Raw genomic sequence first — 20,487 nt, forward strand, 5'->3', positions numbered from 1 at the left:
GCCGATTCCGGCGCTTTCGGCGCCGCAACTCCGGATACCCGGGCGTCGCTTACCCCGCTCAGTGAGGGTGAACCGCGGTGAACAATAGGTATTGCGTTCGAGAAATTCCTGCCGGGTAAAGACTTCGTATCCACACAGTCGCACCTGGGCGGCGCACTTCGGCATCAGGTAACTTCGCACCGAACGGCCGATGATCGGCCAACCGTATGATCCTTCCGGACACCTTCCTGCCAGCCGATTGCCCAGCAGAAGAAGACGACTCATGAGTCCAGATGAAATGCGGACAAGACTCGCCGAGCTATGTACCGAAGTCGAGACGCTCAAAGCCTTCGTCGCCGCGGTCGAGCGCGGCGATCACGATGACGAGAGCAGCATCGCCGCGGCTGCCGCCAGGCTCCTTCCGCCCGCTCCGGAGCCCAAGGGGATGTTCCGGCGCAGCAGGCCGAACCCCCCGGACACGCGCGCGGACCAGGTGAGGAGTCTGCGGCGAAATTCACTCGCCCTGCAGGCACTCAACCGCATGAACAAGGAATTGTTCCCGGAAATCCGAGAGCTGCAGTTCAGGCTCGCGAACCAGTAGCCGACGTCCGCCGACACGATCCGCAAAAGAAAGGGGACTCCACATGAACTCCTACGAGGCGAAGCAGGTTGCGGAGAAACTGCTGAAGAATGAGCCGGCCGGCGCGGAGGTCACGTTCAACGACGACTTCGACGCCACTCCGCACAGCAACAAGAACCGCCCCGACAAGGGCGAGCACGTCGATGGCTGGAAGGCCGTGAAGCGAGCGGACGGCACCATCAAGGTCGACAAGAAGTGGGCGTAGCCCTGAGCCTTTCCACGCCCCCGTGACAACGATGCCGTCCGGCAGGAGCCTCGGACCCGCCGGACGGCATTGCGCTGCGCGCCGTCCGCACTTCCCCGAGGAGCCGGACGGGCCCACCCGACCGGAGCACCGGGACCGGGTCGCCGTCGCGGCACGGCCCTTCAGCCATGACCTCCGCACGATCATGGGAACGTTTGTTCTATTCTCGGGCCGAGCTACCGAGGGAGGCGCGCATGCGCTGGGACAATCTGACCGACGGACCCGGGACCACGGCGAACGCGGGGGCGCTCTTCGGGGCCGGCTCCGTCGTCACGCGGACCTTCGACACCCCCGAGTTCCGCGGGATCACCTTCCACGAGGTCCGCGCCCGTTCGGTCCTCAACCGGGTCCCCGGAGCCTCGCGGATGCCGTTCGAGTGGACGGTCAACCCGTACCGCGGGTGCAGCCACGCCTGCGTGTACTGCTTCGCCCGCAAGACCCACGGCTACCTCGACCTCGACACCGGCATCGGCTTCGACTCCCAGATCGTCGTCAAGACCAACGCCCCCGAGCTGCTGCGCCGCGAACTCGGCTCGAGCCGGTGGACCGGCGCGCACATCGCCATGGGCACCAACGTCGACTGCTACCAGCGCGCCGAGGGACGCTACCGGCTGATGCCCGGGATCATCGAGGCCCTGGCCGAGCGGGCCAACCCCTTCTCCATCCTCACCAAGGGGACGCTGATCCTGCGCGACCTCCCCCTCCTGCAGCGGGCCGCCGGAGTCGCCGACGTCGGCATCTCCGTGTCCGTCGGGTTCACCGACACCGCCCTGTGGCGGACCGTCGAACCCGGCACGCCCTCCCCCGCGGCCCGGCTGGCCGCCGTACGGGTCCTCACCGACGCCGGGATCGAGTGCGGGGTGCTGATGGCCCCGGTGATCCCCTTCCTCGGGGACTCCCCCGAGCAGCTGCGGGCCACGGTGCGGGCCGTCGCCGAGTCCGGGGCGACCTCCGTGACACCCCTGGTACTCCATCTGCGGCCGGGCGCCCGCGAGTGGTTCACGGCGTGGCTGGGGGCCCACCACCCCCGCCTGGTCGAACGGTACGAGCGGATGTACGCCGGCGGCTCGTACGCGCCCACCTGGTACCAGCGGCAGATCACCCGGCAAGTCCACGAGCTCGCGGCGGAATTCGGCATCGGCCCCTCCCGCCAGGCCGCCGCCCGCAGGATCGCCGTCCCCGAACGCCCGGCCGAGCCCGCGCCCGCCGGCCCGACCCAGCTCAGCCTCCTGTGACCTCGTACGGCCCCTGAAAGCTCATCACATCGGGCCAATCGGCAGCCCAATCCCGCCTTCCAGGCACGGTTTCCGGGACGATTCCGCCCAGAACCCTCGGCTGGGAGGCCCCATGCTGCACCCCGCGAAGAAGCGCGGCCCCTTCAAGAAGCGCGCCGCCGTCCTGCTCTCGATCGCCACCGCGACCGTGGCCGCCGCCGTCACGAGCCCGGCCGGCGCCACGCCGACGGCAGCGGCGCCGGCCCGCGCCGCCGCCGCGCCCGCCGCGCTGCGCTGGACCGGCTGTGCGACCGAGCGCTACCCGACGCTGCAGTGCGCCTCCCTCAAGGTCCCGCTGGACCACGACCGGCCCGCGGGCCGCCAGATCTCCCTGGCCCTGACCCGGGTCCCGCACACCGCCCGCACCTCCCAGGGCCCGCTCCTGGTCAACCCCGGCGGCCCCGGCGGCAGCGGACGGGCGCTGGCCGGGTTCATCGCCTCCGCGCTGCCCAAGGACGTCGCCGCCCAGTACGACGTGATCGGCTTCGACCCGCGGGGCGTCGGCAAGAGCGAGCCCACCCTCGACTGCGGGCCCGGCCACTTCACCCCCGTGCGCCCGGACTCCGTACCGCTCGACGCGCAGACAGAGCAGGCCAACCTGGAGCGGGTGAAGTCCTTCGCGGAGTCCTGCCAGGCCAAGCACGCGGACGTGCTCCCGTACATCGGCACCGTCTCGGCCGCCCGCGACATCGAGGTGCTGCGCGGAGCCCTCGGCGCGGCGAAGGTCAGCTACTTCGGCTACTCGTACGGGACCTACCTGGGCGCGGTGTACGCCAAACTCCACCCGGACCGGGTGCACCGCCTGGTCCTGGACTCCGTGGTCGACCCGGGCGGGGTCTGGTACGAGGACAACCTCGCGCAGGACCAGGCCTTCGACGCCCGCCACAAGGCCTTCCTGGCCTGGGTGGCCCAGTACGACGAGAAGTACCGGCTCGGCACCGACCCGGCGGGGGTCGAGGAGCGCTGGTACGCGATGCGGGACGCCCTGCGCACGACACCGGCGGGCGGCAAGGTGGGCCCCTCGGAGCTGGAGGACACCTACATGCCGGGCGGCTACTACAACGGCTACTGGCCGGTGCTCGCCGAGGCCTTCTCCGCGTACGCGGCGTCCGGGGACCCGAAGCCGCTGGTGGCGGCGTACGAGCGGTTCGGGGCGGTGGAACCGTCCGCGGGCAACAGCTACAGCGTCTACACGGCGGTGCAGTGCCGCGACTCGGCCTGGCCGAAGGACTGGAACCAGTGGCGCACGGACATGTGGCGCACCCATGCGAAGGCGCCGTTCATGACCTGGAACAACGCCTGGTACAACGCCCCGTGCGCGTTCTGGCGCACGGAGCCGCTGGCGGCGCCGGACGTGACCAACGCCGACCTCCCGCCGGCGCTGCTCCTCCAGGCGACGGACGACGCGGCGACCCCGTTCGAGGGGGCGCTGAGCATGAAGGGGAAGCTGAAGGGCTCGTCGCTGGTCGTCGAGGAGGGCGGCGGCAACCACGGGGTCGCGCTCAGCGGCAACAAGTGCCTGGACGAGAAGGTGGCGGCATACCTGCGGACGGGCGGGGCCTCGGACGCCACCTGCCCCGCCCAGGCGGCCCCCAAGCCGACGACGGCCACCCGCGCGGTGCCCCCGTCGGCGGGCGGCACGGCGCTGCACGGCCTGCTGGGCTTCCGCGGCTAGGAGCGGAGCGCCGGGTTCACGGGCCGGCCGGTTCGGGTTTGCCGGTTCGCCCGGTTTCGTCCCGGATCGGCGCCACTCGTACCGGCTCCGCCCGGCCCGTCCCCGACGCTGCGGTGAACGGGGGCGGGCCGGCCGGGTATGAGCTAGGGTCCCTGCGGTGAAGCAGCACATACCCCTCCTCGCCCGGCGGAAGACCACCGGAGCCCCGGCCGCCGCCGGTGCGCGGCTCGGCTGGCTCGACGCGCTGCGCGGCTTCGCCGCCCTGGTCGTGGCACTGCACCACTTCGACGTCCTGCGGATGCTGCCGTTCGGCGGGCCGGTCCGGCAGAACTTCGACCTCGGCGTGTTCGGGGTCATGCTCTTCTTCATCGTCAGCGGCTACATCATCCCGGCCTCGCTGGAGCGCCGGGGCGATGTCCGGGCCTTCTGGATCGGCAGGATCTTCCGGATCTACCCGGCTCTCGTCGTCGCGCTGGCCGCCTCGATCGTGATGCTGCCGGCCGGGGACGGCTCGACCTCGCTGCTGCGCACCGGTGACGACCTCGCCTCGCTGGTCGCGAACGGCCTGATGCTCCAGGACCTGCTCGGCGTCCGCAACGGCATGAACGTCACCTGGACCCTCTGCTACGAGATGGTCTTCTACTTCTTCGTCACCGCGCTGTTCACCCGCGGCCTGCACCGGCACAGCGGCGTGATCGCGGCGGCCTTCGCGGGCGCCGCGCTGGTGATCGGCACGGCCCTGGCGCCGCAGCTGCTGCTGACGCAGCTCGGCTCGGTCCGGCTGCTCCTGCTGATCGTCACCCCGGTCTTCCTCCTGGGCTTCTGGGGTGTGCTCAGCGGGAACCGGAGGGCGACCGGGGCGGGCGCCCTGCTGCTCGGCGGGCTCGGCCTGGTGCTGCTCACACTGAACAGCCGGGCGGTGACGTTCGAGACCTTGCTGATCCCCGCGACGATGTTCGCCGGCACCGCGGTCCATCGTGCGCAGCACGGCCGGCTCCGCCGGGCCCCGGCCCTGCTCGCCTGCGCGTTCGTGGTCGCCGCGGGCGTGCTCGCCGGGTGGCTGTACAACCGGGACGGGGTCCAGGCGCACACCTGGACCTGGGGGTGGAAGGCCTTCTCGCTGTCGTACCTGGCGGCCTGGGCCGTGTTCGGCCTCGGTTTCCTGCTGCGCAACCGGCGCTTCCCGAAGGTGCTGACCTGGCTCGGCGCGATCAGCTTCTCGCTGTACCTGCTGCACTTCCCGCTGCTGCGCACCCTCGGGCCACTGCTCGGGGTTCCGCCGATGCCCTCGTCGACGCTCGGGAAGTTCGCCTGGACGGGGATCTTCCTGGCCGTGCTGCTCGCCGCGAGCCATGTGATGTACCGCCTGGTGGAGCTGCCGGCGCAGCGGCTCGGGCGGCGGGTCCAGCGGGCGGCGGAGCGCCGCCGGCCGTCCGCGCCGTCCGCCCCGTCCGCGCCGGCCGTTCCGGCGGGCCCTGCCGCGCCGGCCGCGGCCGCGGCCGGGCCCGATGTGATCCTGGTGCCCCGGCAGCCGGACGGCACGGGCCGCGGGCCCGCCGCCGTCCGCGCGCGGGGCGACCGGAACTCAGCCTCCCGCTGACCCGGACTGCCGGCCCGCGGGCAGCGGCAGCACCGCGAAGGCCTCCACCTCCAGCAGGAGTTCGGGGCGGAACAGGGCGGCGACCTGGACGGCCGAGGAGGCCGGCTGCCGGTCGCCGGGGATGACGGCGTCGCGTGCCTCCCGTACCGCCGGGAGGTGGGCGACGTCCGTGACGAAGTAGGTCAGCTTCACCACGTCGTCGAAGGTCGCCCCGGCCGCCGCCAGGCAGCGCCGCAGGTTCTCGAACACCTGGCGGGCCTGCGCGGAGGCGTCGCCCGCGCCGACGACCTCGCCCTGCTCGTCGAAGGCACACTGGCCGGAGACGGCGATGAACCGCCCGGTGCCCCAGGCGACATGGCTGTAGCCCGTACCGGGATGGACGCCCTCCGGCGCGGCCAGGCGGGTGATGTGGCTGTCGTCGCGTTCGCTCATACGGACGATCATGTCAGCCGAGCGAGCGCAGCGCGGCGGTGGCCGCCACGGCGAGGCGCGGATGGGACTGGGCCCGGGTCAGCACCTCGCGGGACCGGGGGTCGGCGAGGGCGCCGAGTCCCTCGACGCAGGCCAGGGCCACCCGCCAGTACGGGTCGTGCGGGGACAGCAGCCGGGCCAGGGTGGCCATCAACGCCGGCGCCGACTCGGGGGCGCGCAGGGCGGCGAGCAGCCGTACGGGCTGGAGGGCGTAGGCCGTGCGCAGGGTGTTGGTGGCGAGGGCGGCCGCCGCGCGGGCGGTGCGCGGGTCCCCCAGTACGGCGAGCGCCTCGGCGGCGGCCGCGCAGCGCGGCGGGTCCCGGTGGTTGAGCAGCAGCACCAGCGGCTCGAAGGCCCGCCGGTCCCCGGCCAGGCCGAGGCGGTAGGCGGCCAGCTCGCGGGCCCACAGCGGCAGCCCGGCGGAGGTCAGGGAGGCCGCGAGCGCGTCGGGCTCCGCCGCGAGCAGCTCCTCGTACGGAGGGGACTGCCCGGATTCCGTTCGCAGGCGCTCCAGCACGTCGTTCACCCGGCCACCCTAGGGGGGTGGGGGCGCCCTCCGCGGCGGGTTTCCGCAGATGGGTGATCGATGATCGATGATCGGTACATTTGGGCGGTACAGGTCACATCTCCGCGCTCTGGCGCGCCAGTTACCGGCGGGTTACGCTCCTTTCAACGTACGAGGCAGGCCTGGTGACGCAGCCGCCCCGTACCAGTCGGTTCGGTACGTCAGGTTCAGTACCTCAGGCACATCGGGCACCCCGGGCACAGCACGCACCTCGTGCACCTCGGCTGCCTCGAGTGTTTCTCGTGTTCGGCGTGGCCCCGGGACAGGGTCCGCCGCTCCCTGCGCCCCTCCCGTTCGACGGGGCCGGGATCCCTGCCGCGCGTCGTGCGCCGCGCGCCGCCCTCAGTCGTCACCCTCTTCCACTGGAGTCCCGCGATGGACCTTCCGTCCACGTCCAGTCAGTCCACCCTCCAGACCATCGCCGTCGTCGGCCTCGGCACGATGGGCACCGGCATCGCCGAGGTCCTCGCCCGGGCCGGCCGCGAGGTCATCGGCATCGACGTCAGCGACACCGCCACCCGCCGGGCCACCGCCTCCCTCGCGGCCGCCACGGCCCGTTCGGTGACCCGCGAGCGCCTCACCGAGCAGGAGCGGGAGGGCGTGCTGGCCCGCTTCCGCACCTTCACCGAGCTGACCGCCGCGGCCGACGCCGATCTCGTGATCGAGGTCGTGCCGGAGAACTACGAGCTCAAGCAGCGGCTCTTCCGCGAGCTCGACGCGATCGTCCGGCCCGACGCGATCCTGGCGACCGGCACCAACGCCCTGTCGGTGACCCGCCTCGCCGCCGAGTCGCAGCGTCCCGAGCGCGTCCTCGGCCTGCACTTCTTCAACCCGGCGCCGGCGATGAAGCTGGTCGAGGTCGTCTCCAGCGTCCTCACGGCCCCGCCGGCCGTCGAGGCGGTCACCGCGCTGGCCCGCGAGCTCGGCAAGGAGCCCGTCGCGGTCGGCGACCGCCCCGGCTTCGTCGCGGACGGCCTGCTCTTCGGCTACCTCAACCAGGCCGCCGCGATGTACGAGTCGAAGTACGCCTCCCGCGAGGACATCGACGCGGCGATGCGGCTCGGCTGCGGCCTGCCCATGGGCCCGCTCGCGCTGCTCGACCTGATCGGTGTGGACACCGCCCGGACCGTCCTGGAGGCCATGTACTCCTCCTCCGGCGACCGGCTGCACGCCCCGGCCCCGATCCTGGGCCACCTCGCCGAGGCTGGCCTGACCGGACAGAAGTCCGGGCGCGGGTTCTACACGTACGAGGAGCCGGGCAGCTCCGCGATCGTCCGCGACGCGCAGACCCCGCTGGACGGGGCCCGGCTCGGCGAGGGCCGTCCGGTCAGCTCGGTCGGCGTGGCCGGCTCGGGCACCATGGCGAGCGGTATCGCGCAGGTCTTCGCGCAGGCCGGCTTCGCGGTGGTGCTCGCCGCCCGCAGCCAGGAGAAGGCGGACGCCGCGAAGGCCGCGATCGGCAAGTCCTTGGGCCGTGCGGTGTCCAAGGGCCGGCTGACCGAGGAGGGCGCCGCGCAGACGCTGGCCCTGATCACCCCGGCCGGCTCGCTGGACGCGTTCGCCGACGTGGACCTGGCCGTGGAGGCCGTCGCGGAGGACCTGGCGGTCAAGCAGGAGCTGTTCGCGGCCCTGGACAAGGTCTGCAAGCCGGGCGCGGTGCTCGCCACCACCACCTCCTCGCTGCCGGTGATCGCGATCGCCCGCGTGACCTCGCGTCCGCAGGACGTGATCGGCATGCACTTCTTCAACCCGGCGCCGGCGATGAAGCTGGTCGAGGTGGTCCGGACCGTCCTGACCTCCGACGACGTGCACGCCACGGTCCGCGAGATCTGCACGAAGGTGCGCAAGCACCCGGTGGACTGCGGGGACCGGGCCGGCTTCATCGTGAACGCGCTGCTGTTCCCGTACCTGAACAACGCCGTCAAGATGGTCGAGCAGCACTACGCCAGCCTCGACGACATCGACGCCGCCATGAAGCTGGGCGGCGGCTACCCGATGGGACCGTTCGAGCTCCTCGACGTCGTCGGCCTGGACGTCTCGCTCGCGATCGAGAAGGTCCTCCACAAGGAGTTCCGCGACCCGGGACTGGCCCCGTCCCCGCTGCTGGAGCACCTGGTGGCGGCGGGCTGCCTGGGCCGGAAGACCGGCCGCGGATTCCGTGAGTACGCCCGCCGGTAAGCAGCGCCCTGGCCAGGTGCCCCAAGAGCCGGATGCGTGGGGAGGGCTGCTCGGGTCTGCCGGACCCTCACGGCAGGCCGTACCTTCCGAGCCCAGTGCGGGCTCTCCCCCGCATCCACCCCTGTCCCACCCCCCTCAGGCGCGCTCCCCTGCGCAAATGAAGTACTTTCGATCCATGTCCCAGCCCGCCAAGACCTCGCCCCGCACCGCCACGGCCTCCGACAGCCCGGAGAGCGCGGCCGGCACCAAGGCGGCCGCCCAGCGGCTCAAGATGCGCCGTGAGCTCGCCGCAGCCGCGATGGAGCTGTTCGCGACCAAGGGGTACGAGGCGACGACGGTCGACGAGATCGCCGCGACCGCGGGGGTGGCGCGCCGGACCTTCTTCCGGCACTTCCGCTCCAAGGAAGAGGCGATCTTCCCGGACCACGACGACACCCTGACCAGGGCCGAGGCCGTGCTGGACGTGGCCCCGGCGCACGAGCACCCGCTCGACACGGTGTGCCGCGGGATCAAGGAAGTCATGAAGATGTACGCCGCCTCGCCGGCGGTGTCGGTGGAGCGCTACCGGCTGACCCGCGAGGTACCGGCGCTGCGGGAGCGGGAGATCGCCTCGGTGGCCCGGTACGAGCGGCTGTTCACCCGCTACCTGCTGGCCCACTTCGACGAGACCGACCACCACGACGGCAACGACGACCCGCTGCTGGCCGAGGTGGCCGCCTCGGCGGTCGTCACGGCCCACAACCACGTGCTGCGGCGCTGGCTGCGCGCGGGCGGCCAGGGGGACGTGGAGGCGCAGCTGGACCACGCCTTCTCGATCGTGCGCAAGACCTTCGGCAGCGGGATCGGGGCGGGCCGGACCCTGAGCACGGCGCCGGCCCCGGCCGCGCCGGCGGAGGTCCGTACGCAGGGCGAGGTGCTGGTGGCGGTGGCCCGTACGGACGCCCCGCTCGACGAGGTCATGCGGACCATCGAGGAAGCACTGAGGAACAAGCAGTAGTCACATCCCTCGAGTCACACACATCACAGTGGCCGTCCCCGTTCCGGGGGCGGCCGCTTTTGTTTGTCCGACTTGCCCCTACTCACGGGTAACTCTGATCGATCATCGCTCATCTGCGCAGGTCAATAGGCAAATGAGAGAAAGTTTTGGCACGCGGTGCCTTGCTGAGTGACACGGGGTGCCATACGTTGAATCTCGTCCGGATGTCCCCGCGGTCCACGCCCACTCGGCACGAACCGCGCCCCGGATGCCTGCGTCACCAGGCACCGCACGCCTCACCACGGGCGTCGCCAGCACCACAGCTCCGCCGGACCGACGGCATCTCGCAGCACCGCAGCACCACACCACACCCGTTCCACGCACCCGCGTATCCCTCAGCGCACCCTCAGCGCTCGCCGGAGGCACACCGTGAAGGACATCCTGGACGCGATCCAGTCGCAGGCCGCAACGGCCGCCGACTTCGCGGCCCTGCCGCTCCCCGACTCGTACCGCGCGATCACCGTGCACAAGGACGAGGCGGAGATGTTCGCAGGGCTCACCACCCGCGAGAAGGACCCGCGCAAGTCCCTGCACCTCGACCAGGTGCCCGTGCCGGAGCTCGGCCCGGGCGAGGCCCTGGTGGCCGTCATGGCCTCCTCGGTCAACTACAACTCGGTCTGGACGTCGATCTTCGAGCCGGTGTCGACCTTCAACTTCCTGGAGCGTTACGGCAAGCTCAGCGACCTGAGCAAGCGCCACGACCTCCCGTACCACGTCATCGGCTCCGACCTCGCGGGCGTCGTGCTGCGCACCGGACCGGGCGTCAACTCCTGGAAGCCCGGCGACGAGGTCGTCGCGCACTGCCTGTCGGTCGAGCTGGAGTCCTCGGACGGCCACAACGACACGATGCTCGACCCCGAGCAGCGCATCTGGGGCTTCGAGACGAACTTCGGCGGTCTCGCCGAGATCGCACTCGTCAAGTCCAACCAGCTGATGCCCAAGCCCGGCCACCTGAGCTGGGAGGAGGCCGCCTCCCCCGGCCTGGTCAACTCCACCGCCTACCGCCAGCTGGTCTCCCGCAACGGCGCCGGCATGAAGCAGGGCGACAACGTCCTGATCTGGGGCGCCAGCGGCGGACTCGGCTCGTACGCCACCCAGTTCGCGCTGGCCGGCGGCGCCAACCCGATCTGCGTGGTCTCCAGCGCGCAGAAGGCGGAGATCTGCCGGGCGATGGGCGCGACCTCGATCATCGACCGCAGCGCCGAGGGCTACAAGTTCTGGAAGGACGAGCACACCCAGGACCCCAAGGAGTGGAAGCGCTTCGGCAAGCGCATCCGCGAGCTGACCGGGGGCGAGGACATCGACATCGTCTTCGAGCACCCCGGCCGCGAGACCTTCGGCGCGAGCGTCTACGTCACCCGCAAGGGCGGCACCATCACCACCTGCGCCTCGACCTCGGGCTACATGCACGAGTACGACAACCGCTACCTGTGGATGTCGCTCAAGCGGATCATCGGCTCGCACTTCGCGAACTACCGCGAGGCCTGGGAGGCCAACCGCCTGGTGGCCAAGGGCAAGATCCACCCCACGCTGTCCAAGGTCTACTCCCTCGAGGAGACGGGCCAGGCCGCGTACGACGTCCACCGCAACCTCCACCAGGGCAAGGTCGGCGTCCTCGCCCTCGCCCCCGAGGAGGGCCTGGGCGTGCGCGACCACGAGATGCGCGCGACGCACCTGGAAGCCATCAACCGCTTCCGCAACATCTGATTCGCCCGACCCGTCTGAGATCGTTCAAGGGCCAAAGGGACAGCCTGAGATGACAGAGCGCCAGAAAGACCGTCCGTGGCTCATGCGGACGTACGCCGGCCACTCCACGGCCGAGGCGTCCAACGAGCTGTACCGCCGCAACCTCGCCAAGGGCCAGACCGGCCTGTCGGTCGCGTTCGACCTTCCGACGCAGACCGGCTACGACCCCGACCACATCCTCGCCCGCGGCGAGGTGGGCCGGGTCGGGGTCCCGGTCTCCCATCTGGGCGACATGCGGCGGCTGTTCCAGGACATCCCCCTGGAGCAGATGAACACCTCGATGACGATCAACGCCACCGCCATGTGGCTGCTGGCGCTCTACCAGGTGGCCGCCGAGGAGCAGGGCGCGGACATCGCCCTGCTCCAGGGCACCACCCAGAACGACATCGTCAAGGAGTACCTCTCGCGCGGGACGCACGTCTTCCCGCCCGGGCCCTCGCTCCGCCTGACGACGGACATGATCGCGTACACGGTCAACCACATCCCGAAGTGGAACCCGATCAACATCTGCTCGTACCACCTCCAGGAGGCCGGGGCCACCCCGGTCCAGGAGATCTCGTACGCGATGTCGACCGCCATCGCCGTGCTGGACTCGGTGCGCGACTCGGGCCAGGTCCCGGAGGATCGTTTCGGCGAGGTGGTCGCCCGTATCTCCTTCTTCGTGAACGCGGGCGTCCGCTTCATCGAGGAGATGTGCAAGATGCGCGCCTTCGGCCGCATCTGGGACAAGGTCACCCGCGAGCGCTACGGCATCGAGAACGAGAAGCAGCGTCGCTTCCGCTACGGCGTCCAGGTCAACTCCCTGGGCCTGACCGAGGCTCAGCCGGAGAACAACGTCCAGCGCATCGTGCTGGAGATGCTGGCGGTCACCCTCTCCAAGGACGCCCGCGCCCGCGCCGTGCAGCTGCCCGCCTGGAACGAGGCGCTGGGCCTGCCCCGGCCCTGGGACCAGCAGTGGTCGCTGCGCATCCAGCAGGTCCTGGCGCACGAGAGCGACCTGCTGGAGTACGAGGACATCTTCGCCGGTTCCCACGTCATCGAGGCCAAAGTCGACTCCCTGGTCGCCGACTGCCTGGCCGAGATCGACCGGATCCAGGAGATGGGCGGCGCGATGGCCGCCGTCGAGTCCGGGTACCTGAAGTCCCAGCTCGTCTCCTCGCACGCCGAGCGCCGGGCCCGCATCGAGGCCGGCGAGGACAAGATCGTCGGCGTCAACTGCTTCGAGCAGACCGAGCCGAACCCGCTCACCGCCGACCTGGACGGCGCCATCATGACGGTCGACCCGGCCGTCGAGGCGCTGACCGTGGAGCGGATCGGGCGCTGGCGCGAGGAGCGTCAGGAGTCCTCGGACCGGCAGGGGAACGGCGACCCGTTCGTCTTCCCGACGGTGATGCAGGCCCTGGACCGGCTGAAGGAGGCCGCGGCCGGGACCGAGAACCTGATGGAGGCCACGCTGGAGTGCGCCCGCGCCGGTGTCACCACCGGCGAGTGGGCGAACGCACTGCGCGAGGTGTTCGGCGAGTTCCGCGCCCCGACCGGGGTCTCCTCGGCCCCGGTGGCCGTCACCGCGGAGGAGGGCACCCCGATGGCCCTCGTCCGGGAGAAGGTCGCCCGTACCGCCGAGGACCTGGGCTCCGGCCGGCTGCGCCTGCTGGTCGGCAAGCCCGGTCTGGACGGGCACTCCAACGGCGCCGAGCAGATCGCCGTACGGGCCCGCGACGCCGGTTTCGAGGTGGTCTACCAGGGCATCCGGCTGACGCCCGAGGAGATCTCCTCGGCGGCGCTGGCCGAGGACGTGCACTGCGTGGGACTGTCCATCCTGTCCGGCTCGCACAGCGCGCTCGTGCCGGACGTGCTGGAACGCCTCCGTACCGCGGGGGCGGGTGACATCCCCGTCGTGCTCGGCGGCATCATTCCGAACGCCGATGCCATCGCCCTCAAGGCGGCCGGAGTCGCCGCCGTCTTCACACCCAAGGACTTCGGTATCACGGAGATCATCGGCCGTATCGTCGACGAGATCCGGAAAGCGAACAAGCTCGACCCTCTGGAGGTCCCCGCATGACCACGCCCACGTCTCCCGTGAACCGCCTTCGGCCGCGCCGCTCCTGCCTCGCGGTGCCGGGCTCGAACCCGCGCTTCCTGGAGAAGGCCCAGGGCCTGCCGGCCGACCAGGTCTTCCTCGACCTGGAGGACGCCTGCGCCCCGCTCGCCAAGGAAGGCGCCCGCCACACGATCGTGGACGCGCTGAACAACGGCGACTGGACCGGCAAGACCCGGGTCGTGCGCGTCAACGACTGGACCACGCACTGGACGTACCGCGACGTCATCACGGTCGTGGAGGGCGCGGGCCAGAACCTCGACTGCATCATGCTGCCGAAGGTCCAGGACGCCCAGCAGGTCGTCGCCCTCGACCTCCTGCTGACGCAGATCGAGAAGACCATGGGCTTCGAGGTCGGCAAGATCGGCATCGAGGCGCAGATCGAGAACGCCAAGGGCCTGGTCAACGTCGACGAGATCGCGGCCGCCTCGCCGCGACTGGAGACCATCATCTTCGGCCCGGCCGACTTCATGGCCTCCATCAACATGAAGTCGCTGGTCGTGGGCATGCAGCCGCCCGGCTACCCGGCGGACGCCTACCACTACATCCTGATGCGGATCCTGATGGCGGCCCGCATGCACAACCTCCAGGCGATCGACGGTCCCTTCCTCCAGATCCGCGACGTGGACGCGTACCGCGAGGTGGCGGGCCGGGCGGCGGCGCTGGGCTTCGACGGCAAGTGGGTGCTGCACCCGGGCCAGGTCGACGCGGCGAACGAGGTCTTCTCCCCCTCCCAGGAGGACTACGACCACTCCGAGCTGATCCTCGACGCGTACGACTGGTGCACCTCGGAGGCCGGCGGCAAGAAGGGCTCGGCCATGCTCGGCGACGAGATGATCGACGAGGCCAGCCGCAAGATGGCCCTGGTCATCGCGGGCAAGGGCCGCGCGGCCGGGATGCAGCGCACCACCAAGTTCGAGATCCCGGAGGCCTGATCCCGATGCAGTTCGGACGCACGTACGAAGAGTTCGAGGTCGGCGCGGTCTACAAGCACTGGCCCGGAAAGACGGTCACCGAGTACGACGACCACCTCTTCTGTCTGCTGACCATGAACCACCACCCGCTCCACATGGACAGCAATTACGCGGAGAACACGACCGACTTCGGCAAGAACGTGGTCGTGGGCAACTACATCTACTCGCTGCTGCTGGGCATGTCCGTGCCGGACGTCTCCGGGAAGGCCATCGCCAACCTGGAGATCGAGTCCCTGCGGCACGTGGCGCCGACCTTCCACGGCGACACCATCTACGGCGAGACCACGGTCCTCGACAAGACCCCGTCGAAGTCGAAGAACGACCGCGGCATCGTCTACGTGGAGACCAAGGGGTACAAGCAGGACGGCACCCTCGTCTGCGTCTTCCGGCGCAAGGTGATGGTCCCGACCGAGACGTACATCAAGGAGCGCGGCGGCGAGCAGCCCGGCCGCCCGCAGCTGAAGGAACAGGGGAAGTAGCCATGGCCCGACTCGCCCAGACCGCCGGGCTCACCGACGTCCAGCGGGAGATCCTCAAGACCGTCCGCGAGTTCGTCGACAAGGAGATCATCCCGGTCGCCACCGAGCTCGAACACCGTGACGAGTACCCGCAGCAGATCGTCGACGGCCTCAAGGAGCTCGGCCTCTTCGGGCTGATGATCCCCGAGGAGTACGGCGGCCTGGGTGAGTCGCTGCTCACCTACGCACTGTGCGTGGAGGAGATAGCGCGGGGCTGGATGTCCGTCTCGGGCATCATCAACACCCACTTCATCGTGGCGTACATGCTCAAGCAGCACGGCACGCAGGAGCAGAAGGACCACTTCCTGCCCCGCATGGCGCTGGGCGAGGTGCGCGGCGCGTTCTCGATGTCCGAGCCGGGGCTGGGCTCCGACGTGTCGGCGATCACCTCCAAGGCGGTCAAGGACGGCGACGAGTACGTCCTGAACGGCCAGAAGATGTGGCTGACGAACGGCGGCAGCTCCACGCTGGTGGCGGTCCTCGTGCGAAGTGACGAAGGCCACCCCGAGGGCACGGCCCCGCACAAGTCGATGACGACCTTCCTCGTCGAGAAGGAGCCCGGCTTCGGTGAGGTCCGTCCGGGCCTGACCATCCCGGGCAAGATCGACAAGATGGGCTACAAGGGCGTCGACACGACCGAGCTCATCATGGACGGACTGCGCATTCCGGCCAATCGGGTCCTCGGAGGCCAGACGGGCCGAGGGTTTTACCAAATGATGGACGGGGTCGAGGTCGGCCGCGTGAACGTGGCGGCGCGTGGCTGCGGCGTCGCTCAGCGTGCGTTCGAGCTGGGTGTCTCGTATGCCCAGCAACGTCACACTTTCGGCAAGGCGATCGCCGAGCACCAGGCCATCCAGTTCAAGCTGGCCGAGATGGCTACCAAGGTCGAGGCCGCCCATGCGATGATGGTGAATGCAGCACGCAAAAAGGACTCCGGGGAACGAAACGACCTCGAAGCAGGGATGGCGAAGTACCTCGCCTCCGAATACTGCAAGGAGGTGGTGGAGGACGCCTTCCGTATCCATGGCGGCTACGGATTCTCGAAGGAGTACGAGATCGAGCGCCTCTACCGCGAGGCACCGATGCTGCTGATCGGTGAAGGTACCGCCGAGATCCAGAAAATGATCATCGGCCGGCGCCTTCTCGAGGAGTACCGACTCCAGGGCTGAAAGTCCCTTTTGCGGCGGATCCTCCGTGGATTCGTCGCAAAAGAATCACTGGCAGTCACTGGCTTGCGGCCATCGACTCGGCTTCTGGCTTGCCCAGTTGTTGCGTGCAACCGATAGCATTCCAGTAAAGCCGCCGTCCCGTCCCCCTGTTTGCGGCGCGGCAATCACCCGCTACGAAGGTCATCCATGCCCCACAGCCAAACCTCTGCACCTCGCGTCGGCATCCTCGGTGGACGTCTCGCACGCGGAGCATCGCCGTGGCTTCTGCCGACCGTCGCCACCGCTGCGCTCAGCCTCACCCGGGCCCGCAAGTCCGGGCGCTGGGCGGCAGTGGCCGTGCCCACCACCGCGCTCGCGGCGGGCATGCTGTGGTTCTTCCGCGACCCCGAGCGTGAGATCACGCAGGGCCGGGTCATCTCGCCCGCCGACGGTGTGGTGCAGAGCATCATGCCGTGGAAGGACGGACGGACCCGGGTCGCGATCTTCATGAGCCCGCTGAACGTCCACGTCAACCGCGCGCCCCTCGCGGGCACCGTGACGTCCGTGGAGCACATCCCCGGCGGGTTCGTCCCGGCGTTCAACAAGGAGAGCGAGAACAACGAGCGCGTTGTCTGGCACTTCGACACCGAGCTCGGCGACATCGAGATGGTGCAGATCGCCGGCGCCGTCGCACGCCGCATCGTCCCGTACCTGCCGGCCGGCACCAAGGTGGAGCAGGGCGAACGCATCGGTCTGATCCGCTTCGGCTCCCGCGTCGACATCTACCTCCCCGAGGGTGTCGAGGTCGCGGTCGAGGTCGGGCAGGCCACCACTGCGGGGGTGACCCGAATTGACCGTGACTGACCCTGAGACTCCCACCACACCCTCGGGTGGGTGGGTGCCCGAGGCCGCGGAAGAGGAATCCGCCGAGGACGACATGCCGCTCTCGCTGCGGCTGTCGATAGCGGACACCCTCACCCTCGGCAACGCGACCTGCGGATTCATGGCGGTGTACTTCACCACCACCGGAATCCTCATCCCGCACCTCACCGGCAGCGGCGAGTCGGGCATGGCCCGCAACAGCGCCGCGACGGCAGTGATACTGATGCTGCTCGCCGCGGTCTTCGACCTCTTCGACGGCATCGTGGCCCGCAAGCTGCGCAGCTCGCCGATGGGCGCCGAGCTGGACAACCTGTCCGACCTCATCAGCTTCGGGCTGGCACCGGCGTACTTCGTCCTGGTGTACGGCATGGTCGCCGACGACGCGGTGCAGAAGATGTCGGCGCTGGCCGCGATCGTGGTGCTGCTGGCCGTGGTGCTCCGACTCGCGAGATTCAGCTGCGTGACGATGAAGGACGGCATGTTCCAGGGCATGCCGAGCCCCTTCGGCGCGCTGACGGTCGTCTCGATCGTGCTGCTGGAGCTGCCGTTCGTCCCGACGCTGCTGGCGATCATCGGGGTGGCCTGGCTGATGGTGAGCCGGGTCGAGTACCCGAAGCCGCGGGGTGTCCTCGCGGTGGCGATGCTGAGCTGGATCATCGGGGCCATGGGCCTGCTGGCGGCCTGGGCGTTCGACGCCCCGGGCGGCCAGCTGCTGCTCCAGGCGGGCTGCGCGCTGCAGATCGCCCTGGCGGCGACCATCCCGCTGTTCGCGACGACCCGTCGCGCGAACACCTTCCGCCACAACCGCCGCGAGGCGCGAGCGGCGTCGCAGCTCCCGTAACCCGGGCCACTGCAGTCGTACGAGGCCCCCGGCCGCCGTCAGGCGCCGGGGGCTTCCGCATGCGGTGGCGGCTACGCTTGATGTCGGAAAATCGCCAGCCCCGCAGGGACTGGGCCGGGATCCTGGAGCCATGTACACCGACACCGAGCGCTGCGTCAGGGCCGTGCAGTCGAAGGACGCCCGTTTCGACGGGTGGTTCTTCACCGCCGTGCGGACCACCGGGATCTACTGCCGTCCCAGCTGCCCCGCGGTGCCGCCCAAGGTCGAGAACATGACCTTCCTGCCCAGCGCCGCCGCCTGCCAGCAGGCCGGGTTCCGGGCCTGCAAGCGGTGCCGGCCCGACACCTCCCCCGGCTCCCCCGAGTGGAACGCCCGCGCCGATGCCGTCGCCCGGGCCATGCGGCTCATCCAGGACGGCGTCGTGGACCGCGAGGGCGTGCCCGGGCTGGCGGTCCGGCTGGGGTACTCGACCCGCCAGGTCGAGCGGCAGCTGAACGCCGAACTCGGCGCCGGGCCCCTCGCCCTCGCCCGGGCGCAGCGCGCCCAGACCGCACGGCTGCTGATCGAGACCTCCGAGCTGCCCATGGGCGACATCGCCTTCGCCGCCGGGTTCTCCTCCATCCGGACCTTCAACGAGACCGTCCGCGAGGTCTTCGCCCTCGCCCCCGGCGAGCTGCGCCTGCGGGCCGAGAAGGCGAACCGCCACATCCCGCGGGTTCCCGGGACCATCAGCCTGCGCCTGCCGTTCCGGGCCCCGCTCAACCCCGACAACCTCTTCGGCCACCTCGCCGCGACCGCCGTCCCCGGCGTCGAGGAGTGGCGGTCCGGTGCGTACCGCCGGACGCTGCGGCTCCCGTACGGCACCGGGGTCGTCGCGCTGACCCCGCAGCCCGACCACATCGGCTGCCAGCTCGCCCTCACCGACCTGCGCGACCTCACCATCGCCATCAGCCGCTGCCGCTGGATGCTCGACCTCGACGCCGACCCCGAGGCCGTCGACGAGCAGCTGCGCACCGACCCGCTGCTGGTCCCGCTCGTGGACAAGGCCCCGGGGCGCCGGGTGCCGCGTACGGTCGACGCGGCGGAGTTCGCCGTACGGGCGGTGCTCGGCCAGCAGGTGTCCACGGCGGCGGCCCGTACGCACGCCGCCCGGCTGGTCGCCTCGTACGGGGAACCGGTGGCCGACCCCGATCCCGAGGGCGGGCTGACCCACCTGTTCCCCTCGCCGCAGGCGCTGGCCGCCCTGGACCCGCAGTCGCTGGCCCTGCCGGCCAGCCGGCGCGCCACCCTCACCACGCTCGTCGGCGCGCTGGCCGACGGCTCCCTCCCGCTCGGTATCGACAGCGACTGGGAGGCGGCCCGCGCGCAGCTGAACGCGATGCCCGGGTTCGGCCCGTGGACCACCGAGGTGATCGCGATGCGGGCGCTGGGCGATCCCGACGCCTTCCTGCCGTCCGACCTCGGGGTCCGGCGGGCCGCGAAGGAGCTCGGGCTGCCGTCCACGCCCGCGGCGCTCACCGCCCGGGCGGCCGGCTGGCGGCCCTGGCGCGCGTACGCCGTGCAGTACCTGTGGGCCACCGACGCCCACCCCGTCAACCACCTGCCCGTCTGAGGAGTGCATCCCGTCATGAGCACCACCGGCACCATGAGCACCAAGCAGCACACCGTCGTCGAGAGCCCCTACGGCGCGCTCACCCTGGTCGCCACGGACGGCGTCCTCAGCGGGCTGTACATGACCGGGCAGCGGCACCGGCCCGCCGAGGAGTCCTTCGGGGAGCGGGTCGCCGCGACCGAGGAGCCGTTCCCCGAGGTCGTGCGGCAGCTGACCGCGTACTTCGCCGGGGAGCTGACCGAGTTCGACGTGCCCGTCCGGCTCGAGGGCACCGCGTTCCAGCGCAGCGTGTGGGACGAGCTCGTACGGATCCCGTACGGCGAGACCTGGTCGTACGGGGAGCTCGCGGCCCGGCTCGGCAAGCCGAACGCCTCGCGCGCGGTGGGCCTGGCCAACGGGAAGAATCCGGTGAGCATCATCGTGCCGTGCCACCGGGTGATCGGCGCCTCGGGCAGCATGACCGGCTACGGCGGCGGTGTCGAGCGCAAGGTGCGGCTGCTGGCCTTCGAGGCCGGCGAGGCCGCCCTCTGAGCCGGCCCGGCGTGGGTCAGACCAGCGCGAGCGGGACGAGCAGGGCGAACGCGGCGCCCGCCTCCACCGCGTAGCCGAAGAGCGAGGGGTGCTGGACGGGGGCGGCGAGCAGGACCACGCTCTGCTGGGCGCCGGCCGCCGCCACCCAGTCGGCGTCGGCGCCGAGGTTGCCCTGGTACCAGCCCTCGCAGGCGCCGGGGCCCGTGACGGCGAGGAGGTCGTCCTCGCGGCGGTAGAAGGCCTGCCAGCCGGCGGCGGGGACGGACCAGCCCTCGAAATCGGTGAACTGGGCCCAGCCGCCCTCGCGTATCGCGGTGTCGAACAGCCACACCGGCGTCCCCTCGGCGGTGACCTCGCCGCCCGCCTGTTCTTCGGTGGTGAAGTGGACCATGGGCAGGGCGTCGGGCCCATCGGCGGTGCTGGGCCAGGCGTACATCGTGATCATCAGATGATTCTGTCCTGCTCGAAGTAAGCC

At 70.6% G+C, this 20,487-nt stretch carries 19 protein-coding genes; 16 read left to right on the forward strand and 3 right to left on the reverse strand.

The genetic code is table 11. From position 1 onward, the window contains the following. The first annotated feature begins 262 nt into the window (after positions 1 to 262). From ACFYXK_RS25225 to ACFYXK_RS25245, 5 genes are all read left to right on the forward strand, one after another. A complete protein-coding gene (locus tag ACFYXK_RS25225) occupies positions 263 to 580 on the forward strand; it encodes a hypothetical protein (protein ID WP_389413144.1) in 318 nt (105 codons plus the stop codon). Between the two features lie 43 nt (positions 581 to 623). After that, positions 624 to 824 (forward strand): hypothetical protein, encoded by a 201-nt coding sequence (locus tag ACFYXK_RS25230; RefSeq protein WP_389413145.1) that lies wholly within the window; start codon positions 624 to 626, stop codon positions 822 to 824. Between the two features lie 233 nt (positions 825 to 1,057). Next, positions 1,058 to 2,098 (forward strand): Rv2578c family radical SAM protein, encoded by a 1,041-nt coding sequence (locus ACFYXK_RS25235; protein ID WP_389413146.1) that lies wholly within the window; start codon positions 1,058 to 1,060, stop codon positions 2,096 to 2,098. Between the two features lie 112 nt (positions 2,099 to 2,210). Then, the gene (locus ACFYXK_RS25240) at positions 2,211 to 3,812 is read left to right on the forward strand and encodes an alpha/beta hydrolase (RefSeq protein ID WP_389413147.1); all 1,602 of its coding nucleotides are present in this window, start codon (positions 2,211 to 2,213) and stop codon (positions 3,810 to 3,812) included. Between the two features lie 157 nt (positions 3,813 to 3,969). Further along, positions 3,970 to 5,412: an acyltransferase family protein gene (locus tag ACFYXK_RS25245; protein WP_389413148.1), complete on the forward strand. Its 1,443-nt coding sequence runs from the start codon at positions 3,970 to 3,972 to the stop codon at positions 5,410 to 5,412. On the opposite strand, the gene ACFYXK_RS25250 is transcribed toward ACFYXK_RS25245, so the two are convergent. Beyond that, positions 5,398 to 5,844, reverse strand: coding sequence for a RidA family protein (locus tag ACFYXK_RS25250; protein WP_389413149.1), 447 nt, complete (start codon positions 5,842 to 5,844; stop codon positions 5,398 to 5,400). The genes ACFYXK_RS25245 and ACFYXK_RS25250 overlap by 15 nt on opposite strands. Positions 5,845 to 5,857: 13 nt before the next feature. Next, on the reverse strand, positions 5,858 to 6,409 hold the full coding sequence (locus ACFYXK_RS25255) for an adenylosuccinate lyase (protein WP_389413150.1): 552 nt from the start codon (positions 6,407 to 6,409) through the stop codon (positions 5,858 to 5,860). A 414-nt stretch (positions 6,410 to 6,823) separates the two neighbouring features. On the opposite strand from ACFYXK_RS25255, the gene ACFYXK_RS25260 reads away from it, so the two are divergent. The 11 genes from ACFYXK_RS25260 to ACFYXK_RS25310 all read left to right on the forward strand — a co-directional run bounded on the left by ACFYXK_RS25260 (position 6,824) and on the right by ACFYXK_RS25310 (position 20,012). Continuing rightward, entirely contained in the window at positions 6,824 to 8,626 is a 1,803-nt protein-coding gene (locus ACFYXK_RS25260) for a 3-hydroxyacyl-CoA dehydrogenase family protein (RefSeq protein WP_389413151.1), read from the forward strand. A 175-nt stretch (positions 8,627 to 8,801) separates the two neighbouring features. Then, positions 8,802 to 9,623, forward strand: coding sequence for a TetR family transcriptional regulator (locus ACFYXK_RS25265; protein ID WP_389413152.1), 822 nt, complete (start codon positions 8,802 to 8,804; stop codon positions 9,621 to 9,623). A 408-nt stretch (positions 9,624 to 10,031) separates the two neighbouring features. Beyond that, entirely contained in the window at positions 10,032 to 11,369 is a 1,338-nt protein-coding gene (gene ccrA / locus ACFYXK_RS25270) for a crotonyl-CoA carboxylase/reductase (RefSeq protein WP_053786625.1), read from the forward strand. Positions 11,370 to 11,418: 49 nt separating this feature from the next. Beyond that, positions 11,419 to 13,470, forward strand: coding sequence for a protein meaA (locus tag ACFYXK_RS25275; protein WP_383510237.1), 2,052 nt, complete (start codon positions 11,419 to 11,421; stop codon positions 13,468 to 13,470). Then, positions 13,467 to 14,441, forward strand: a complete 975-nt coding sequence (locus ACFYXK_RS25280; protein ID WP_030292956.1) for a CoA ester lyase — start codon at positions 13,467 to 13,469, stop codon at positions 14,439 to 14,441. The genes ACFYXK_RS25275 and ACFYXK_RS25280 overlap by 4 nt, the downstream gene beginning before the upstream one ends. A gap of 5 nt (positions 14,442 to 14,446) precedes the next feature. After that, entirely contained in the window at positions 14,447 to 14,959 is a 513-nt protein-coding gene (locus ACFYXK_RS25285) for a MaoC family dehydratase (protein WP_030155134.1), read from the forward strand. Positions 14,960 to 14,961: 2 nt separating this feature from the next. Continuing rightward, positions 14,962 to 16,167, forward strand: a complete 1,206-nt coding sequence (locus ACFYXK_RS25290) for an acyl-CoA dehydrogenase family protein (protein WP_030868030.1) — start codon at positions 14,962 to 14,964, stop codon at positions 16,165 to 16,167. A gap of 186 nt (positions 16,168 to 16,353) precedes the next feature. Further along, positions 16,354 to 17,010 (forward strand): phosphatidylserine decarboxylase, encoded by a 657-nt coding sequence (locus ACFYXK_RS25295; protein WP_030868027.1) that lies wholly within the window; start codon positions 16,354 to 16,356, stop codon positions 17,008 to 17,010. A gap of 34 nt (positions 17,011 to 17,044) precedes the next feature. Continuing rightward, positions 17,045 to 17,869 (forward strand): CDP-diacylglycerol--serine O-phosphatidyltransferase, encoded by an 825-nt coding sequence (gene pssA, locus ACFYXK_RS25300; protein ID WP_030155141.1) that lies wholly within the window; start codon positions 17,045 to 17,047, stop codon positions 17,867 to 17,869. A 130-nt stretch (positions 17,870 to 17,999) separates the two neighbouring features. Beyond that, entirely contained in the window at positions 18,000 to 19,481 is a 1,482-nt protein-coding gene (locus ACFYXK_RS25305) for an AlkA N-terminal domain-containing protein (protein WP_389413153.1), read from the forward strand. A 15-nt stretch (positions 19,482 to 19,496) separates the two neighbouring features. Beyond that, positions 19,497 to 20,012: a methylated-DNA--[protein]-cysteine S-methyltransferase gene (locus ACFYXK_RS25310; protein ID WP_389413154.1), complete on the forward strand. Its 516-nt coding sequence runs from the start codon at positions 19,497 to 19,499 to the stop codon at positions 20,010 to 20,012. Between the two features lie 16 nt (positions 20,013 to 20,028). Here ACFYXK_RS25310 and ACFYXK_RS25315 read toward each other — a convergent pair whose 3' ends face one another. After that, positions 20,029 to 20,457 (reverse strand): hypothetical protein, encoded by a 429-nt coding sequence (locus ACFYXK_RS25315; protein ID WP_389413155.1) that lies wholly within the window; start codon positions 20,455 to 20,457, stop codon positions 20,029 to 20,031. Between the last annotated feature and the right edge of the window lie 30 nt (positions 20,458 to 20,487).

Origin of the sequence: Streptomyces sp. NPDC002209 (genome assembly GCF_042890265.1) — a bacterium.
Taxonomy (GTDB): Bacteria; Actinomycetota; Actinomycetes; order Streptomycetales; family Streptomycetaceae; genus Streptomyces.

Bases quoted from the DNA above. Each gene is read 5' to 3' on its own strand.
- ACFYXK_RS25225 (WP_389413144.1), top strand. From the start codon at position 263: ATGAGTCCAGATGAAATGCGGACAAGACTCGCCGAGCTATGTACCGAA.
- ACFYXK_RS25230 (WP_389413145.1), top strand. From the start codon at position 624: ATGAACTCCTACGAGGCGAAGCAGGTTGCGGAGAAACTGCTGAAGAAT.
- ACFYXK_RS25235 (WP_389413146.1), top strand. From the start codon at position 1,058: ATGCGCTGGGACAATCTGACCGACGGACCCGGGACCACGGCGAACGCG.
- ACFYXK_RS25240 (WP_389413147.1), top strand. From the start codon at position 2,211: ATGCTGCACCCCGCGAAGAAGCGCGGCCCCTTCAAGAAGCGCGCCGCC.
- ACFYXK_RS25250 (WP_389413149.1), bottom strand. From the start codon at position 5,844: ATGAGCGAACGCGACGACAGCCACATCACCCGCCTGGCCGCGCCGGAG.
- ACFYXK_RS25260 (WP_389413151.1), top strand. From the start codon at position 6,824: ATGGACCTTCCGTCCACGTCCAGTCAGTCCACCCTCCAGACCATCGCC.
- ACFYXK_RS25265 (WP_389413152.1), top strand. From the start codon at position 8,802: ATGTCCCAGCCCGCCAAGACCTCGCCCCGCACCGCCACGGCCTCCGAC.
- ACFYXK_RS25275 (WP_383510237.1), top strand. From the start codon at position 11,419: ATGACAGAGCGCCAGAAAGACCGTCCGTGGCTCATGCGGACGTACGCC.
- ACFYXK_RS25280 (WP_030292956.1), top strand. From the start codon at position 13,467: ATGACCACGCCCACGTCTCCCGTGAACCGCCTTCGGCCGCGCCGCTCC.
- ACFYXK_RS25285 (WP_030155134.1), top strand. From the start codon at position 14,447: ATGCAGTTCGGACGCACGTACGAAGAGTTCGAGGTCGGCGCGGTCTAC.
- ACFYXK_RS25290 (WP_030868030.1), top strand. From the start codon at position 14,962: ATGGCCCGACTCGCCCAGACCGCCGGGCTCACCGACGTCCAGCGGGAG.
- ACFYXK_RS25295 (WP_030868027.1), top strand. From the start codon at position 16,354: ATGCCCCACAGCCAAACCTCTGCACCTCGCGTCGGCATCCTCGGTGGA.
- ACFYXK_RS25305 (WP_389413153.1), top strand. From the start codon at position 18,000: ATGTACACCGACACCGAGCGCTGCGTCAGGGCCGTGCAGTCGAAGGAC.
- ACFYXK_RS25310 (WP_389413154.1), top strand. From the start codon at position 19,497: ATGAGCACCACCGGCACCATGAGCACCAAGCAGCACACCGTCGTCGAG.
- ACFYXK_RS25315 (WP_389413155.1), bottom strand. From the start codon at position 20,457: ATGATCACGATGTACGCCTGGCCCAGCACCGCCGATGGGCCCGACGCC.